Source organism: Paraciimarium castrense LEGE 11436 (assembly GCF_056633055.1).
In genome coordinates, this window is the sequence record NZ_JBSJOW010000001.1 from 129447 (window position 1) to 146011 (window position 16565).

Annotated in this window: 17 protein-coding genes; 9 read left to right on the forward strand and 8 right to left on the reverse strand. The window is 70.1% G+C overall.

Annotation, left to right across the window (positions count from 1 at the left end; all coding sequences use genetic code 11):
• Window positions 1-25 precede the first annotated feature (25 nt).
• Window positions 26-535, reverse strand: a complete 510-nt coding sequence (locus tag ACWJIO_RS00740; protein ID WP_480310729.1) for a hypothetical protein — start codon at window positions 533-535, stop codon at window positions 26-28.
• A gap of 56 nt (window positions 536-591) precedes the next feature.
• Window positions 592-1998: a CPBP family intramembrane glutamic endopeptidase gene (locus ACWJIO_RS00745; RefSeq protein ID WP_480310730.1), complete on the reverse strand. Its 1407-nt coding sequence runs from the start codon at window positions 1996-1998 to the stop codon at window positions 592-594.
• A 169-nt stretch (window positions 1999-2167) separates the two neighbouring features.
• On the opposite strand from ACWJIO_RS00745, the gene ACWJIO_RS00750 reads away from it, so the two are divergent.
• Together ACWJIO_RS00750 and ACWJIO_RS00755 are read left to right on the forward strand one after the other, a co-directional pair.
• Window positions 2168-3586, forward strand: coding sequence for a histidine phosphatase family protein (locus ACWJIO_RS00750; protein WP_480310732.1), 1419 nt, complete (start codon window positions 2168-2170; stop codon window positions 3584-3586).
• Window positions 3587-3595: 9 nt separating this feature from the next.
• Window positions 3596-4912 (forward strand): amidohydrolase family protein, encoded by a 1317-nt coding sequence (locus ACWJIO_RS00755; RefSeq protein ID WP_480310733.1) that lies wholly within the window; start codon window positions 3596-3598, stop codon window positions 4910-4912.
• Here the strand turns inward: ACWJIO_RS00755 and lepB are convergent.
• The gene (lepB, locus tag ACWJIO_RS00760; protein ID WP_480311489.1) at window positions 4845-5621 is read right to left on the reverse strand and encodes a signal peptidase I; all 777 of its coding nucleotides are present in this window, start codon (window positions 5619-5621) and stop codon (window positions 4845-4847) included. The two genes, ACWJIO_RS00755 and lepB, sit on opposite strands and share 68 nt — an antisense overlap.
• Window positions 5622-5723: 102 nt before the next feature.
• Here lepB and ACWJIO_RS00765 point away from each other — a divergent pair, with 102 nt between their 5' ends.
• A complete protein-coding gene (locus ACWJIO_RS00765; RefSeq protein WP_480310735.1) occupies window positions 5724-7190 on the forward strand; it encodes a hypothetical protein in 1467 nt (488 codons plus the stop codon).
• Here the strand turns inward: ACWJIO_RS00765 and ACWJIO_RS00770 are convergent.
• Window positions 7135-7500 carry a Spx/MgsR family RNA polymerase-binding regulatory protein gene (locus tag ACWJIO_RS00770; RefSeq protein ID WP_480310736.1) on the reverse strand — a complete coding sequence of 122 codons (366 nt, stop codon included), beginning with the start codon at window positions 7498-7500 and terminating at the stop codon, window positions 7135-7137. The genes ACWJIO_RS00765 and ACWJIO_RS00770 overlap by 56 nt on opposite strands.
• 20 nt (window positions 7501-7520) lie before the next feature.
• The gene (locus ACWJIO_RS00775) at window positions 7521-7880 is read right to left on the reverse strand and encodes a 2Fe-2S iron-sulfur cluster-binding protein (RefSeq protein WP_480310738.1); all 360 of its coding nucleotides are present in this window, start codon (window positions 7878-7880) and stop codon (window positions 7521-7523) included.
• An 83-nt stretch (window positions 7881-7963) separates the two neighbouring features.
• Here ACWJIO_RS00775 and ACWJIO_RS00780 point away from each other — a divergent pair, with 83 nt between their 5' ends.
• Window positions 7964-8638 carry a class I SAM-dependent methyltransferase gene (locus ACWJIO_RS00780; RefSeq protein ID WP_480310740.1) on the forward strand — a complete coding sequence of 225 codons (675 nt, stop codon included), beginning with the start codon at window positions 7964-7966 and terminating at the stop codon, window positions 8636-8638.
• Here the strand turns inward: ACWJIO_RS00780 and ACWJIO_RS00785 are convergent.
• Both ACWJIO_RS00785 and ACWJIO_RS00790 read right to left on the reverse strand, forming a co-directional pair.
• Entirely contained in the window at window positions 8635-9168 is a 534-nt protein-coding gene (locus ACWJIO_RS00785) for an inorganic diphosphatase (protein ID WP_480310741.1), read from the reverse strand. The genes ACWJIO_RS00780 and ACWJIO_RS00785 overlap by 4 nt on opposite strands.
• Window positions 9169-9615: 447 nt before the next feature.
• Window positions 9616-10029 carry a resolvase gene (locus ACWJIO_RS00790; RefSeq protein ID WP_480310742.1) on the reverse strand — a complete coding sequence of 138 codons (414 nt, stop codon included), beginning with the start codon at window positions 10027-10029 and terminating at the stop codon, window positions 9616-9618.
• 317 nt (window positions 10030-10346) lie between these two features.
• On the opposite strand from ACWJIO_RS00790, the gene ACWJIO_RS00795 reads away from it, so the two are divergent.
• The 4 genes from ACWJIO_RS00795 to ACWJIO_RS00810 all read left to right on the forward strand — a co-directional run bounded on the left by ACWJIO_RS00795 (window position 10347) and on the right by ACWJIO_RS00810 (window position 15056).
• A complete protein-coding gene (locus ACWJIO_RS00795; protein WP_480310743.1) occupies window positions 10347-12176 on the forward strand; it encodes a proline--tRNA ligase in 1830 nt (609 codons plus the stop codon).
• Window positions 12177-12220: 44 nt separating this feature from the next.
• Complete coding sequence (gene psb27 / locus ACWJIO_RS00800; RefSeq protein ID WP_480310744.1) at window positions 12221-12652, forward strand: photosystem II protein Psb27; 432 nt, start codon at window positions 12221-12223, stop codon at window positions 12650-12652.
• Between the two features lie 78 nt (window positions 12653-12730).
• Window positions 12731-14050 (forward strand): adenylosuccinate synthase, encoded by a 1320-nt coding sequence (locus ACWJIO_RS00805; protein WP_480310745.1) that lies wholly within the window; start codon window positions 12731-12733, stop codon window positions 14048-14050.
• A gap of 4 nt (window positions 14051-14054) precedes the next feature.
• Window positions 14055-15056 carry an adenosine kinase gene (locus ACWJIO_RS00810; protein ID WP_480310747.1) on the forward strand — a complete coding sequence of 334 codons (1002 nt, stop codon included), beginning with the start codon at window positions 14055-14057 and terminating at the stop codon, window positions 15054-15056.
• Here ACWJIO_RS00810 and ACWJIO_RS00815 read toward each other — a convergent pair.
• Window positions 15053-16027: a precorrin-6A/cobalt-precorrin-6A reductase gene (locus ACWJIO_RS00815; protein ID WP_480310748.1), complete on the reverse strand. Its 975-nt coding sequence runs from the start codon at window positions 16025-16027 to the stop codon at window positions 15053-15055. The two genes, ACWJIO_RS00810 and ACWJIO_RS00815, sit on opposite strands and share 4 nt — an antisense overlap.
• 10 nt (window positions 16028-16037) lie before the next feature.
• Here ACWJIO_RS00815 and ACWJIO_RS00820 point away from each other — a divergent pair, with 10 nt between their 5' ends.
• On the forward strand, window positions 16038-16562 hold the full coding sequence (locus tag ACWJIO_RS00820; protein WP_480310749.1) for a single-stranded DNA-binding protein: 525 nt from the start codon (window positions 16038-16040) through the stop codon (window positions 16560-16562).
• Window positions 16563-16565 lie beyond the last annotated feature (3 nt).

Consider the following 16565-nt stretch of genomic DNA (forward strand, 5'->3'; position numbering starts at 1 on the left):
ACGGGGTGATCTGCGGTCGGCGGACTCAGTAACCCGCAGGGATCCGGCGGATCTCGAGGCTGCTGAGCAGGGGCTCGGCGCGCTGGTGGGGCTGGCCTTTGGCCATGGGCAGGTGGATCAGTTGGTGGCTGGCGGTGGGCACGAGCCGGCCGGGCTTGCCCACGGCACTGAGGTGGTGCTGCTCCAGCAGGGCAGCCGACTCCTGCAGCCGGTGCTCCAGGACCTGGGCCGATTCCAGGGCCTGATAGCTGTGGCCCCAGTGGTTCTGCCAGTGCAGGGTGAGGCCGCTGAGCCCCAGCATGCACAGCCCCAGCCCAGCCAGGGCGCCATCAGCAACCCTGTGCAGGCCAGCCAGCCAGGGGGCCCGCCGAGCCACCTTGTGGCCCGACAGAGAGCCCTGGAGCAGTTGGAGCGGGGCGCCGTCGACGCCATGACGGCTTCCCGTGGCCCTGGGGCCGGGGGCTGGAAACACGGAGGTGGGGCCCTCTAGGGGCTGGCGGGTGGAGGCCTGCCGGGGAACGAACGAGGCGACCACGGAAACAGCGGAACACTGCGCAAGTGAACCACCCCGCCGCGGCCTCAGCAAGGCTTCTAACCGGCCAGCAACAGGAGGTTGGCGAAGGTGAAGCCGTTCCAGAGGGCATGCACCAGCACGCAGCTGCCGAGCCGGCCGCTGCGCTGCCGCAGCCAGCCCAGCCCCAATCCCAGCACCATCAGGGGAGCCAGCTCATTGAGGCTGAGGTGGGCGGCCGCGAAGATCAGGGCACTCAGCAGCACGGCCAGGCCCGGGCCGACGCGCTGACCCAGCACCGGAAGCAGCACCCCGCGAAACAGCGTTTCCTCAAACAGGGGCGCCAGCACCACCGCTGTCAGCGCGAAACAGGCCAGGGCCAGGGGCTGGCCGGTGGTGAGCACCAGCTCCAGCAGTGGGTTGCTGCCCCCCTGGTCCCCGGCGATCCGGTCGGTGATCCATCCCACCAGGGCGACCAGGGGCAGCAGCATCAGCATCACCTGCAGGGCCTGCAGGGCGCTGTACCCGAGGGGTCGCCAGCGCCACTGCAGTCCGCTGCTTGTCGCCCCGGCTGGGGCCAGCTCCCTGGTCCTGACCCTCAGCTGGATCCAGAGAATGGTGAGGGGCGCCAGCATCAGACCCAAATAGAGCAGCAGCACCTGCAGGCCCTGCTGCAGGGAGGGATCGCCCGCGAGGGGGCGCAGCAGGGCCTGCAGGGCTGGGCTCAGCAGCAATGGCACGGTGAGTTCACCCAGCACCACAAAACCGCCGGCGATCAGCAGGGTCACGTCCACCAGATCCAGGGGCGGTCCCTGCAGGGGTGGGGCCGCTGGGGCCTGTCCCCGCAGCTGCTGCCAGGCCTGGCGCAGCAGCAGCCCAACGCCCAGCAGCAGCAGCAGCCCCGGGGCCCAGCTCACCCCCACCAGTCGCCACAGGGCCTGCTGGGCGGCGCTGCCGCTGCCACACTCCTGGGGGTCTTGACTCAGCCCCTCGCAGAGCAGCCTCTCGGTGAGCGGTCGCAAGGTCCAGGGCTGTTGCAGGGTGTCCAGCTGGGACCTCTCCAGCCGCTGTCCGCGCTCCAGGGCCGCGACCAGAGCTCTCTGGTCGCTGGGGATCTGCTCCTGCAGGCGCTCCAGCAGCTGGCTGGCTTCGGCGCCCTGCCCCTGGTCCTGGCGCTGTTGCAGCAGGGCGAGCTGCAGCAGGGGCTCGCCCTGGCCTGGGCCAGGATCGGCCTCGTCCTGATCGAGCAGGGACTGGCGCAGCTCCTCAAGGGGATCCGTCCCGATCAGCAGCGGCTGCAGCGAGGGGGGCGCCGCAGGCATGGCGAGGGCTCGCAGCTCCAGCTGCCGCTGGTCCAGGGCCCCAGTGACAGTGGGTTTCTCCAGACTGAGCAGCAGGCCGTTCAGCCAGAGCAGGCCTGTGATCAACAGGCAGAGCAGGGCCAGAAGCGATTTCCAGACCGGCGTTCTCGAGCCACGGGCGTTCAAGCGGGCGTCCTGCGGAGGGGGTTGACGGCCCGATTCTGTCCTCGCGCTCACTGGGCCGCTGCCACGGCCAGAGCCTGCGAAGCAGACGTGGGGTGATCCCTTGCCCTCGGCACCATCCCAGAGGCCCCAACAGCGCTCCCATACGATGGCCCCAGCAGCCAGGACGCCCGTGGCCCTTCGGATCGTGTTGGTTCGCCACGGCCTCAGCAGCTTCAACGCCGAGCGGCGCATCCAGGGACGGGACGACCTCTCCACGCTCACGGCGGAGGGTCACGAACAGGCTCGCCGCGCCGGAGAGGCCCTCAGAGCCCTCACCTTCAGCGCGGCCTACGCCTCGCCGTTGCGCCGCGCCAGCGACACCGCCTCGACCCTGCTGCAGGCCCATGGCCAGGGGTTGGGAGCGATCCTCGATGATGACCTGGTCGAGATTGACCTCTCCCCCTGGAGCGGCGCCACCCGCGAGGAGCTTCGCCAGCTCTTTCCCGACGGGGAGCGGCTGTGGCGCGAGGCACCCCACACGCTGACGCTCCAGCATGCCGATGGTCGTCACTATCAGCCGCTTCCCGAGCTGATGCAACAGGCTGATCGCTTCCTGGCGGGGCTGCTCCGGCGCCATGGCGCCGCGATCGAAGCAAGGCCCGAGCCCGCGGTTGCCGCCACCGCTCCAGCCGATGCCAGCGTCCTGGTGGTGGCCCACAACGCCATCTTGCGCTGCCTGGTGCTGGGGCTGCTGCGGCTCGACGCCACGGAATTTCGCCGTCTGCGCATCGACAACGGCTCGATCTCTGTGCTCAACCTCAGCTCCCGCCCGGGCAGCCCATCTCCCGGCACGCCCAGCGCGGGCACGTCTGGTCGCCGAGCGGATCCGGCGGTGCAACTGGAGTCGCTCAACGGAACCGCCCACCTGGGAGAGCCCCTGCCCAAGAAGGGATCCGGCCCCCGTCTGCTGCTCGTGCGCCACGGCGAAACCGACTGGAATCGCCAGGGCCGTTTCCAGGGTCAGATCGACATCCCTCTCAATGCCTCTGGCCTGGCCCAGGCGGAGGCTGCCGGCGCCTTTCTAGGGCCGATCAGCATCCAGCGGGCCTACAGCAGCGGCCTCTCGCGCCCGCGCCAGACGGCCGAGGCGATCCTGGCCTCTCATCCCGGCGTGCCCCTCACCACCTGCAGCGATCTGGTGGAGATCGGCCACGGGCTCTGGGAGGGACAGCTGGAGCAGGAGATCCAGAACGGCTGGCCCCAGCTCCTGGCCGACTGGAAGCGGGCGCCCCAGACGGTTCAGATGCCCGAGGGCGAGACGCTCCAGGAGGTGTGGGATCGCTCCCTGGCCGCCTGGCAGCGGATCGTGGCCAGCCTTGGGGCAGACGAGACGGCGCTGGTGGTGGCCCATGACGCCGTCAACAAGACCATCCTCTGCGCCCTGCTGGGGCTGATGCCGGCTGACATCTGGGCCATCAAACAGGGCAACGGCGGCGTCACCGTGATCGACTACCCCCATGCGGATCGAAAGCTGCCCGTGGTGGCCGCCCTGAACCTCACTCCCCACCTGGGCGGGGTGCTCGACCGCACCGCCGCCGGGGCCCTCTAGGGCAGCGCGATGAAGGCGATCTGGCTGCATCAGGTCCAGTTGCTGCGCGGTCCCGGGGCCGAGCTGGAGCTGGGCGATGCCCTGCTGGCCGCCGACGGCCGCCTCGAAGCCCTGGGTGAGGAGGCCAGCCGCCGCGCCGCTGCCCTGGGCCTCAGTCCCCTGCCGGCAGGAGGCTGTCTGCTGGCGCCGGTGCTGGTGGATCCCCACTCGGTGCTCAACGATCCCTGGAGTGGACAGGCCGAGACCCTCACCAGCCTGGCCGCGGCGGCGGCCAGGGGCGGCTACGGCACGGTGGCGCTGCTGCCCTGGGCGAGGCCATGGCGCGACCGTCCCGAGCGCCTCAACCTCAGCTGGCCGGCCCCGCTGCAACTGCTCCTCTGGGGCAGCTTCAGCCTTGATGGTGCCGACACCGATCTGGCCCTGCACGCGCTCCAGGTCGCCGCCGGCGCCATTGGCCTGGCCGGCGGCCCGGAGTGTCCTCCCCTGGCATTGCTGGAGCGCGGCCTGCTGCTGGCCGAGGCGCCGCAACAGCCCCTGCTGGTGGCGCCACGACAGGTGGCACTCACCAGTGGCGGTTTCGTGCGGGAGGGGGTGGAGGCGCTGCGGGCCGGCTGGCCCATCGACCCCCAGGTGAGCGAAACCCTGCCGCTCCAGTCCTTGCTGACCCTGGCCACCACGGCCAGCGGCCAGGCACTCAACCTGATGAACCTCTCCACCGCAGCCGGCGTGGCCGCCCTGGAGCGGGCGCCCCGGCGCCCGCCGGCCACGGTGGCCTGGTGGCATCTTGTGGCCGACAGCGGCAGCCTCTCGCCCACAGCCGAGGGCTGGCGGCTGGAGCCGTCCCTCGGCACCCCCGGCGACCGGCAGGCCCTGATCGCCGCTCTCGCCGCCGGCACGCTCAGCGCCGTGGCGGTGCACCACCAGGCCCTCGATGCGGAGGAGCAGATGCTTCCCCTCGACCAGCGGCCTGCCGGCGTGGCCGGTCATGGCGGCCACCACGGACTGGTGCTCCCGGCTCTCTGGCACGCGCTGGTGAGGGGTCGCGGCTGGACTGCGGCCCAGCTCTGGCAGGCGTTGAGCTGGGGTCCCTCAGCCCTGCTGCGGCAGCCCGCCGAGCGGCTGGTGGCTGGAAGTCACCGCTGGCTGCTGTTTGATCCCCAGGCCGCGCAGCCTGTCAATGCTCCCGGCGGCGGCTCCCTGGCGGCGAATCAGCCCTGGCCGTCCCAGGCTTCTAGAGGGGCCGTGCGGGCCACCGGGCTCACGGCGCCGGAGCAGTGGTGGCTGGATCCGGCTGGGCCGGGGGCAGCAGTGTTCCCGCCTGGTTGAACGGGAAGAAGCGCCAGAAGGCCCGGCCGATGATCTCGCTGCGCGGCAGAAACGCCCCCCCTGGCCAGAAGCGTCCATCCCAGCTGTTGGCCCGGTTGTCCCCCAGGGTGAGCACATGGCCAGGGGGCACCTGGCCCTTGAGGGTGCGACAGGGTCCCATGCCGCGGTCATCCACGGGGCAGTAGTGCTCCACGTAGGGCTCCTCGAGCTTCTGGCCGTCGATGAACACCTCGCCCTTCGGGTTCACCGCCACCTCTTCGCCAGGCAGGGCCACCACCCGCTTGATGTAGGCGTCGCAGGCCGGATCGCTCACCCCCGGCAGGGAACCCAGAAACGGGATGTTGACCACAAGGCAGCGCAGGGGATTGGGCTCGCTGGCGCCGGCCAGCACCGGATCGAAGCTGTAGGGGGAGCGGAACACCACGATCTCGCCGCGCTGGGGCGCCAGGCGGCGGTAGGTGAGTTTCTCCACCAACAGCCGATCCTGCAGTTGCAACCCTGGCAGCATCGAGCCCGAGGGGATGTAGCGGGCCTCCACCACGAACTGGCGGATGCCGAGGGCCACCGCCAGGGTGAGCACCACGCTGCGCCAGAACACCCAGGGGCTTTCCGGCTGTTGGGCCGGTGTGCCGCGGGCGTCCTCCGCCGGATCCTCCGCCTCGATCGGCCTGTTCTCCTCGTTCAACTCCTGAACTCTCCGCGACGGCATGACGACCCGTCGGGGCAGATTAGGCACGCCTTCCCCCGAGCCCTGCCGATGGCCCGTCCCCGCTGGCAGCGATCCCGCCCTGTTCCAGCTGGCCTGGGGGCCATGGCCTGGGATCGGTTCGTGGCGATCTGGGCCGCGCTGAACCTGCTCTGGGTGGCCTTCGACATCACCTATGTGCCGTTGCGAACCTTCTGGCTGCAGCGCAACCTCTACCCGATTCCCTCGGTGCCCCTGGCGGTGCCCCTCACCTTCATTCCCGACATCACCCCCTGGGTGGATCCGATCAAGGGGATTGAGCCCCATCGGGAAACCAGCACCTTCCTGAAGCAGTTCAGGGAGCTGGAGGAGGTGATGGACCAGCCCGCCGCCGATCCCGCCCTCAAGGCCAGCCTGCTGCAGCGCCAGGCGGGCCTGATGGCCCAGATGATCGACAGCAACCCCTTCCTGGCCTCCGACCGGGCCGGCACCCTGGAGAAGATCAAGAACCGGCTGCGCCAGCGCGCCGACCGCGACTCCTCCAAGGATTCCGCCCAGCTGTTGCTGAGCCCCGAGTGGCTGGTCACCAACCCCTGGCCTGGCGAGCGGCGCTTCTGGGCCGACCAGGTGCTGCCCCTGGTGGAGACCAACTACTGGCGCTCGATCGACGAGAACGGCCGGCCCACGGACCACTTCTGGCGCATCGATCTGCTGCTGTTCCAGAGTGTGTTCCTGCTGGACATCCTGCAGCGGCTGATCCGGATCAAGCGGCGGCTGCCCGGCCTGGCCTGGCACGAGGTGCTGTTGCGCCGCTGGACCGACCTGCCCCTGCTGCTGCCCTTCTGGCGCTGGCTGCGCATCGTGCCCGTGGGGGAGCGGCTGCAGACCTCGGGGCTGGTGAACCTGGAGCCCCTGCGGGCCGTGGTGAGCCGGGGCGTGGTGGCCCTGCTGGCGGTGGAGCTGTTCGAGGTGCTGGCCCTGCAGCTGCTGGATGGGATCCAGGGCCTGATCCGCTCGCGCCAGTGGCCGCAGCGCATCCGCAGCCTGCGCAGCCACCAGAGCGTGGCCAGCAGCCGCGACGAGCGGGAGCTGGCCGAGCTGGTGCGGATCTGGGCGCCCCTGCTGCTCAGTCAGGTGGCCCCGCGCCTGGCTCCGGAGCTCCAGGGTGTGCTGAGTTACAGCCTGCGCCAGAGCCTGGATCGCACGGTGGTGCCGCCGCCGCTGCGGCAGCTGCAGCCCCTGGTGCAGATGGAGAGCGGCCTCAGCCGCCAGCTGGCCAACGGCATGGTGGAGAGTCTGCTGGAGCTCTCGCGCAATGCCGGCAGCAGCCTGTCACGCCGCGATGACGCCCAGCTGGAGCTGCTGCAGCGCTTCGTGGACCGCTTCTGGGAGGAGCTGGCCCTGGCCCTGGAGAGCGGGCCGGCCCTGGAGCGCTCCCAGGGCCTGCTCTGTGCCCTGCTGGAGCAGCTGAAGGGGTCCTACCTCACCCAGATCAGCCGCGCCGGCATCGAGTCGCTGCTGCGGGAGCTGGATGCCCTTACCGTGCCGCCGCCCCCTCCCCCTCCAGCAGGGTCTGCCACTCCTCCGGCTTGAAGCCGATCAGCAGGCGGCCGTCGTCGCTCACCAGCAGGGGGCGCTTGATCAGCCGGCCATCGGCGGCCAGGGCCTCGATGGCCTGGCTGTCGTCCATGGCCTTCACCGCCGCAGCCCCCAGGGCCCGGTAACTCTGGCCGCTGGTGTTGAACAGGCGAGCCCGGCCCAGCTGCTCGAAGGCCTGCTCCAGCAGGGGGCGGCCGGGTGGTGTGAGCGTGATGTCGATCAGCTCGACCGCCAGGTCGTGCTGCCTGAGCCAGGCAAGGGCCCGGCGGCAGGTGCTGCAGCCGGCATAGCTGTAGAGCTTCATGGCCGGGCTTGCCCGATCGTTCAGCGGCCCACCAGGGCCTTGAGGGCACCCACCAGGCTGTTGGTGCCCTTGCCCACGCCATCGGCGGGACGGGTGCGCACCTTCACGTCGCCATTGACGCTGGTGCGGCAGCTGAGGCGGTAGTTGGCGGGGCGGTCAGCCAGGTAGACCTCCTCGACATCGCTGCGGGGCGAGAGGTTCTGCAGACCCTCCAGCACCTCCATCACACAGGTGCCGCACTGGCCGATGCCGCCGCAGTTGTTGACATTGTTGAAACCCTTGTAGGGGTTGATGCCGGCATCGAGGGCCGCCTTGCGGAGGTTGGCCCCCTCGATGCAACCGACCTGCTGGCCTTCCTGTTCGAATCGGATGGTGGGCACGGCCGATCAAGGGTGAAACGCGCCCGCAAACCTAAGGCCCCTGGGTACCCACTGCCTAGCATCGATGCACTTGTTGCTCGTTCTTGGCTGTTCCCCAGGCTGACGACCTCACCGCCCAGCAGCTGATCCCGGGCTACGCGAGCCTGGCTCGTCTCTCTGTGGCCCTGCTGGCCGCCTCCGCCCGGGCTGGCCTCAAGGGCGCCTCGGTGCTGGTGGCGGGTTGCGGCACCGGCGCTGAGCTGGTGGAGGCCCGGGCCCAGCGCCCCGACTGGCGCGTCACCGCCCTCGATCCCTCAGCGGAGATGCTCGCGGCGGCCCGCCAACGGCTGGGCGGCGACGGTATCGACTGGCGCCAGGCCCGGGTGGAAGACCTGGAGGGCAGCGGCTGCTTCGCCGGCGCCCTCTCGGCGCTGGTGCTGCAGTCGCTGCCGGATGACGGCACCAAGCTGGCCTTCCTCACCGCCCTGGCCCGCAGCCTCGAGCCCGGCGGCCAGCTGGTGCTCGTTGACCTGATGGCCCCCGAGCGCTCACCGCTGCAGGCCCAGGTGCAGCAGGCCTGGCTGGGGTTCCAGCGGGCCAGCGGCCTCGAGACCCTGGCGGGCGGCGCAGACGGTGAGCTCACGGCCCTGACCCACGGCCTTCACCCGATCGGCGTGGCCCGGCTGACGGCCCTGGTCAATGCCGCCGGCTTCAGCGATCCGGCCAGGGTGTTCCAGGCCCTGGGTTACGAGGGCTTCCTGCTGCAGCGCGCCAGCTAACTCCTGGGGCTGGGCTGGTTCTGGAGTGCTGCCTGGGTGCAGTGCTCCAGCAGGGCTGGCACCGCCTCGGGGTCGAGCCAACCCTGGATCACGGTCATCCGCCCCTCCATGTTCTTGTAGGTCCGGAAGAACTCCGCCACCTCTTCGAGGGTGTCCGGGGCGATCTGGCGGATCGAGTGGATGTGCTGCTGGCGGAAACCCACCTCCGGCACACAAAGCAACTTGCCGTCGTGACAGCCCTCGTCCACCATGTCCAGGATCCCGATCGGCCGGGCGCGGATCAGGCAACCCGCAAAGGTGGGCTCTTCCATGATCACCATGGCGTCCAGAGGGGCCCCGTCATCGGCGAGGGTGTTGGGGATGAAGCCGTAGTCGAAGGGATAGCGCACAGACGAGTGCAGCACTCGATCGAGTGCCATCACACCGGCGACGCTGTTGTACTCGTATTTGTTACGGCTGCCGGCTGGGATTTCCACCAGCAGGTTCACCAGCCCTGGCGCTGGGGATGCCGGCAGGTGGCTGAGATCCATAGAACAGGTAGGGGCCCGGGGGGCTGGGACGGCCTGCGACCACGGTGGCCAGGGGGACGATGGCGGTGAGCAGGGCTATGGCCGCTCCCATCAGAAAAGCGAGGGGTTCTCCGCCCGGACTGTGGGGGTCGTCGCTGGAGTCAGGCAGGCCCGCCGCTGGGGGGCTCGCGTCACTGGAAGCCCTGGTGGACGCTGGGGCGGAGTCAGAGGGCCTGAGGCTGGTGGTGTTGGAAGTCATGGGGACGGTCAAGGCCCCATCGCGCCGGCTGAAACGACGGTCTGTTCAGCTGGCTGGATGGGGCCCGGGGAGACCGGACTGACAGAAAAAGAGTGACCTGGTCAATTCTGGCACCCCTGAGGCAAAGGAGGGTGGATTCCGCATAGGGCAAACAGCCGAGCTGTGGCTCGCTGGGGCGGGGTGCAGGCGAGCTTCAGCCGCCCCTGGCCTCAGGCCGCGGGTCGCGACTGGCTGTCGAGGCGTGAGGCGAATTCGCTCGGGGCAACGGCCACGGGCGCAGGCTGGTTCACGTGCGCCAGCTCAGAGCGGATGGCGCGCAGCTCCTCGAGGATGGCGCCGAGCAGTTGCTGGGTGGCGGTGGAAGGGGCATTGAGCACCTCCACGGTGACCTCCTTGATCCGCAGCACGTCCCTGGCGAAGCGGGCCACCTCATGGGGGTGGAACAGGAGGGGGTCCTTCTGGTCGCTGCGGTATTCAGGGTTGAGGCGGCGGGGATTGAAGGGGGGATTGAGATTGCGAGGGTCTGTGTTGGTGTAGCGGTAGACCGAAGCCCTGGATCGACTCAGGACCCTCTGAACCTCATCAATGCTGATCAGGGCATCGGCCTGTTCGGCTGACGGCACGCTGGGTGCATCCTGCAGGCGCCCATGGTGCCCGGTGACGCCATCCCGATGGGGAGTGAAAGGCTGGGTCGATGGGGTTGCCGAGGCTGGGGCGGCAGTTGGCGCAGGACCGGGTCCCCCGCCAGCCCCCAGGGACCTGGCGTCACCAGCAGGGGAACGCATGAGTCTCAGATGAGATGAATTGGATTGTGTACGGAAACTAGCAGAGCCCCTGGCCCCTGGCTGTGGCAGCCGTTACTGCCGCCTGTGCCCCCAGTGGCCCGGCCTTCTGCAGGGATCTGCGGTGGTAGCTTCCGCCCTGTTCGGAATCCTCTGCCATGCGCGTCTCCCGCCTGATGCTGGTGACGCTCAGGGACGACCCCGCCGAGGCCGAGATTCCCTCCCACAAGCTGCTGCTGCGGGCCGGCTACATCCGCCGGTTGGGCAGCGGCATCTATGCCTACCTGCCCTTGCTGTGGCGGGTGCTGCAGAAGGTGTCGGCGATCGTGCGCCAGGAGATGGAGGCCACCGGGGCGCTGGAAACCCTCCTGCCGCAGCTGCAGCCGGCCGAGCTCTGGCAGCGCAGCGGCCGCTGGAGCGGCTACACCGCCGGCGAGGGGATCATGTTCCACCTGGAGGATCGCCAGGGGCGCGAACTGGGCCTCGGTCCGACCCACGAGGAGGTGGTGACCGTTCTGGCCGCCGATCTGCTGCGCTCCTACCGCCAGCTGCCGGTGCATCTGTACCAGATCCAGACCAAGTTCCGCGATGAAATCAGGCCCCGCTTCGGCCTGATGCGGGGCCGGGAATTCATCATGAAAGACGGCTATTCCTTCCATGCCGATGAGGCCTGCCTGCGCCTCACCTATGGCGCCATGGACCAGGCCTACAGCCGCATCTTTCGCCGCTGCGGCCTGCGGGCCGTGGCCGTGGAGGCCGACAGCGGTGCCATCGGAGGCTCCGCCAGCCAGGAGTTCATGGTCACCGCCGAGGCCGGCGAGGACCTGATCCTCAGCAGCCCGGATGGCCGTTACGCCGCCAACCAGGAACGGGCCAGCGCGCTGGCCCCCGAGCCCCGCCCCCTGGCCTGTGGCCCCCGCCTGGCCGGCGCCGGAGAGCTGCTCAGCACCCCGGGCCAAAGCACGATCGAGGCCCTGGTCCAGGCCCATGACGTTGACGCCAGCCAGATCCTCAAGGTGCTGCTGCTGCTGGCCCGCTTCGACGACGGGGCCGAGCTGCCCCTGCTGGTGAGCCTGCGGGGCGACCAGCAGCTCAACAGCGTGAAGCTGGCCAATGCGGTGACCGCCCGCTGTTCCCCCAGCCACGGCACCCTGCTGGAGATCGCTCCGCTCAGTGAGGAGGCGGTGGCCAGGGAGGGGCTGCAGCCGCTCCCCTTCGGCTATCTGGGGCCCGATCTGGCCGACGCCTGCCTCCAGGACGCCCGCCGCTGGACACCCGCCTTCCTGCGCTTGGCCGATGCCACGGCCGCAGAGCTGGACACCTTTGTGTGCGGTGCCAACCAGCTGGATCACCACCTGGTGGGAGCGGCCTGGGGGGCGCTCTGCCCTCGGCCCGAGGCCCTCGACCTGCGGGCCGCCCAGCCCGGCGACCGCTGCCTGCACGATCCGGCCCAGTGCCTGGAGGCCAGCCGCGGTATTGAGGTGGGCCACATCTTTCAGCTGGGCCGCCGCTATGCCGCGGCCCTGGGGGCCACCGTCACCACTGAATCCGGCAGTGAGGAGCCTGTGTGGATGGGCTGCTACGGCATCGGCGTGTCGCGCCTGGCCCAGGCGGCGGTGGAGCAGCACCATGACGCCAGCGGCATCTGCTGGCCCACGGCGATCGCGCCGTTCGAGGTGATCGTGGTGGTGGCCAACACGGCTGAGCCGCTGCAGCTGGCCCTTGGCGAGCGGCTCTACGCCGAGCTCACGGCGGCGGGGGTGGAGACCCTGCTCGACGACCGCAGCGAGCGGGCCGGGGTGAAGTTCAAGGACGCCGACCTGATCGGCATTCCCTGGCGGGTCGTGGTGGGCCGGGGTGCGGCCGACGGCCAGGTGGAACTGGTGCAGCGGGCCGGCAGTCAGCGCACCGATCTGGCGGCCGACGGGCTGCTGGATCGCCTGCTGCCGCGCCTGAGCGCCGAACGCTGCGGGCTGCCCGAGCTGTAGACACCGGGCGCGGTCCGTAGGATCGGCCGATCCGCACCCCCGCCATGGCCGCCGACCTTCTGAGCTCCCTTCGGCGCCTGCTGGGCAGCTGGGGCCGATCCCTGCTGGCCTGCTGCCTGGGGCTGTGTCTGATGCTGGCCGGCTGCAGCAGCGCCGATGGGCTCAGCGGCCGCTATGTGGACGACACCATGGCTGTGGCCGACCTGCTGATCACCACAGTCGCCCTCGAAGCCGACGATCCCTCCCGCGCCGAGGCGGAGCAGGAGGCCCGCGGACTGATCAACGACTACATGGCCCGTTACCGCCCCCGCAACGCCGTGAATGGGCTCTCCTCCTTCACCACGATGCAGACGGCGCTGAATTCCCTCGCCGGGCACTACGCCAACTACCCCAACCGGCCGCTGCCCGAGGCCCTGCGCGAGCGGGTCAGCAAGGAGCTGCTGAAGGCCGAGAAGAACGTGGTGCGCGGCGCCTGAGCCGGCCGGTTCTTTTGACGAACGGGACCTTGATCTGAGAGTCTCTGCAGTTGTGCTCTGAAGCGGCTGCGGGCCGCCGTGTCCTTGGCCAACGTCGTCGTCATCGGTGCTCAGTGGGGTGACGAGGGAAAGGGCAAGATCACGGATCTGCTGAGCCGCTCGGCCGATGTGGTGGTGCGTTACCAGGGCGGGGTGAACGCCGGCCACACGATCGTCGTTGACGACAAGGTGCTGAAGCTGCACCTGATCCCCTCCGGCATCCTCTATCCCGACACCATCTGCCTGATCGGTTCGGGCACGGTGGTGGACCCGCGGGTGATGCTGGAGGAGCTGGACATGCTGCTGGGCTTCGGCATCGATGTGAGCGGCCTGCGGCTCGCCTCCACGGCCCACGTGACCATGCCCTACCACCGCCTGCTGGATCAGGCCATGGAGAAGCGTCGCGGCGACCGGCGCATCGGCACCACCGGCCGCGGCATCGGCCCCACCTATGCCGACAAGGCGGAGCGCAATGGCATCCGCGTCATCGACCTGCTCGATGGCGACCGGCTGCGGGATCGCCTGGCCGGTCCCCTGGCTGAGAAGAACGAAATCCTCGAGAAGCTCTACGGCATCGAGCCCCTCGACTTTGAGTCCGTGGTGGAGGACTACCTCAGCTACGGCGAGCGCCTCGCCCCCCACGTGGTGGACTGCACCCGCACCATCCACGAGGCCGCCCGGGCCCGGCAGAACATCCTGTTCGAGGGGGCCCAGGGCACGCTGCTCGACCTCGACCACGGCACCTACCCCTACGTCACCTCGTCCAATCCGGTGAGCGGCGGCGCCTGCATCGGCGCCGGCGTGGGCCCCACCCTGATCGACCGGGTGATCGGCGTGGCCAAGGCCTACACGACCCGCGTCGGCGAGGGCCCGTTCCCCACTGAGCTGGAGGGCAGCCTCAACGACCACCTCTGCGATCGCGGCGGCGAGTACGGCACCACCACCGGGCGCCGCCGGCGCTGCGGCTGGTTCGATGGCGTGATCGGCCGCTACGCCGTGGAGGTGAACGGACTCGACTGCCTGGCGGTGACCAAGCTCGACGTGCTCGATGAACTCGACGCCATCCAGGTGTGCGTGGCCTACGAACTCGACGGTGAGCGCATCGAACACTTCCCCAGCAGCGCCGAGGTGTTCGCCCGCTGCAAGCCGATCTATGAGACCCTGCCGGGCTGGCAGAGCTCCACGGCCGAGTGCCGCAACTTTGATGAGCTCCCCGCCACGGCGATGAGCTATCTGCGCTTCCTGGCGGAGCTGATGGAGGTGCCGATCGCGATCATCTCGCTGGGGGCCGACCGCGACCAGACGATCGTGATGGAAGACCCGATCCACGGCCCCAAACGCGCCCTCCTCAGCGCCTGAACCCATGACCGTCAAGAGCCTCGATGTCGTCGGCATCGGCAACGCCATCGTCGATGTGCTGGTGCACGCCGACGACGCCTTCCTCGCCAGCGAGGGCCTTACCAAGGGCAGCATGGCCCTGGTGGATGCCGAGCAGGCTGAACAGCTCTACGCCCGGCTGGGGGCTGGCCTGGAAACCTCCGGCGGTTCGGCCGCCAACACCCTGGCCGGGGTGGCCCAGCTGGGCGGGCGGGCCGGTTTCATCGGCCGGGTGCGCGATGACCAGCTGGGGGCCATCTTTGCCCATGACATCCGCGCCGCAGGGGCCCGCTTCGACACGCCCGCGGCCACCCGGGGTCCCTCCACGGCCCGCTGCCTGATCCTGGTGAGCCCCGATGCCCAGCGCACCATGTGCACCTACCTGGGCGCGTCGGTGGGCCTCGATCCCGCCGATCTGGATCTCTCGATGGTGGCTGACGCCAAGCTCCTCTACCTGGAGGGCTACCTCTGGGACAGCGAGGCCGCCAAGCAGGCCTTCATCGCGGCGGCGGAGGTGGCCCGCGCCCACGGTGGCCAGGTGGCCCTCAGCCTCTCGGATGCCTTCTGTGTGGAGCGGCACCGTGACAGCTTTCAGGAACTCGTCGATGGCCATGTCGACATCCTGTTCGCCAACGAGCAGGAAATCCTGTCGCTCTACGGGAGCGAGAGCTTCGAGGCCGCGGTGGAGCAGGTGAGGGGCCGCTGCCGCATCGCCGCCCTCACCTGCAGCGCGGCGGGATCCCTGGTGCTGGAAGGCCCCCGCAGCCACCGGATCGAGCCCTTCCGGCTGGGGCCCCTGGTGGACACCACCGGCGCCGGCGATCTCTATGCCGCCGGATTCCTGCACGGCCTGGCCCAGGGCTGGGATGTGGAGCGCTGCGGCCGCCTGGGCTCCCTCTGCGCCGGCCAGGTGGTGACCCAGCTCGGCCCCAGGCCCCAGCAGGATCTGCAGGCCCTGGCGGCCGCTCACCTGGGCGTCAGCGCCTAGCGGGTCGGCCCGGGCCACGCCGCCAGCAGCTCCAGCAGGGCCGCCTGATTCAGCCCTGAGCGCTCCGGGTTCTCTGCCGGGCGCTGCAGCAACAACAGACGGCAGCCCTGGCTGTGGGCGATGCGGCGCCAGCGCTGCTCCGGTTCCCCACCGGACTGGCGCGCCAGGATCACCTCGATCCCCCAGCGACGCACCAGGGCCGCTTCGATCAGCCCGTCCCTGGTCGGCCGCAGGCAGGCCACCCGCTCGGCAGGCAGGCCCGCCGCCATGGCCTGCTGCAGCCCGAAGGCCGTCGGCAACAGCCGGGCGTGATGGCGGGCCGCGGGGCTGAGCCTCACTGCGGCAGGCAGCTGGCGCGCGCCCAGGGCCAGCAGCAGCCGGGTGCCCGCCAGCGGCACAGGCTCCAGCGCCGCCAAGCCGGCAAGCAGGGTGGGGCAGGAGGCCTTGGCTCCAGGGTCGCTGCCCTGCGGCTCATCGCACCAGGGACGCTGCAGACGCAGCAGGGGCAGGCCAGCTGCCCGGCACCCAGCCGCCAGGGAGGCCTTGATCGTGGTCGCAAAGGGATGGGTGGCATCGAGCACCAGGGCAAAGGGATCCCCCTGCTGCTGGGCCTGCCGCAGGGCCAGTTCCAGAGCCTGGGGGCCGGCCAGGGCTCCGCTGAACAGCTCGATGTCCCGCAGCTCGCCATAGGCCCGGCCGGCCTCCGCGCTCACGACGCTGACCCGCAGGCGCCAGTCCTGGCGTTGCAGGGCGGCGGCCAAGGGCGGGCCCTCACCCGTTCCGGCGAACAGCCAGAGGCGGCGGGATGCAGCAGCGACTGGGGCCCCAGGGCCTGGCATCGAACTCCCCTGCCGCACGATCAGTCTCCCCAGAATGGCCCTCTGGCATCCGGCAAGCCCTCTGGCATCCGGCAAGCCCTCTGGCATCCGGCAAGCCCTCTGGCATCCGGCAAGATGGTCTGGCTGTGCCATTGGCTGGGGCGTGAATCACTGTCTGTTGGAAGTGGATGTGCTGGAAGCACCCCAGATCCGTTACACCCAGGACAACCAGACTCCTGTCGCCGAGATGGCGGTGCAGTTCGACGGTCTGCGCCCCGACGATCCGCCGGGCCAGCTCAAGGTGGTGGGCTGGGGCAACCTGGCCCAGGACCTGCAGAACCGGGTGCAGGTGGGTCAGCGGCTGATGATCGAGGGCCGCATGCGCATGACCACGGTCACCCGCCAGGACGGCGTCAAAGAGAAGCGAGCGGAGTTCACCCTGGCGCGCCTCCATCCCCTCGGAGCCGCCATGGCGGCTGACGCCACAGCCGCGGCGCCGATGGCCGCTGCGGGCCGCATGGATGCGGCCAGCGGCGCCGCCCCAGGTCGCCCTGTGCCTGCCCCGCCGACACCGGTCCGGTCCACCCCACCCGCCGCGGCGCAGCCCGCCCGGGTCGAGCCCCCCACCTGGAACACCTCGCCCCTGGTGCCGGACCTGCCGGAGGGAGACGACGACATCCCGTTCTGAGCC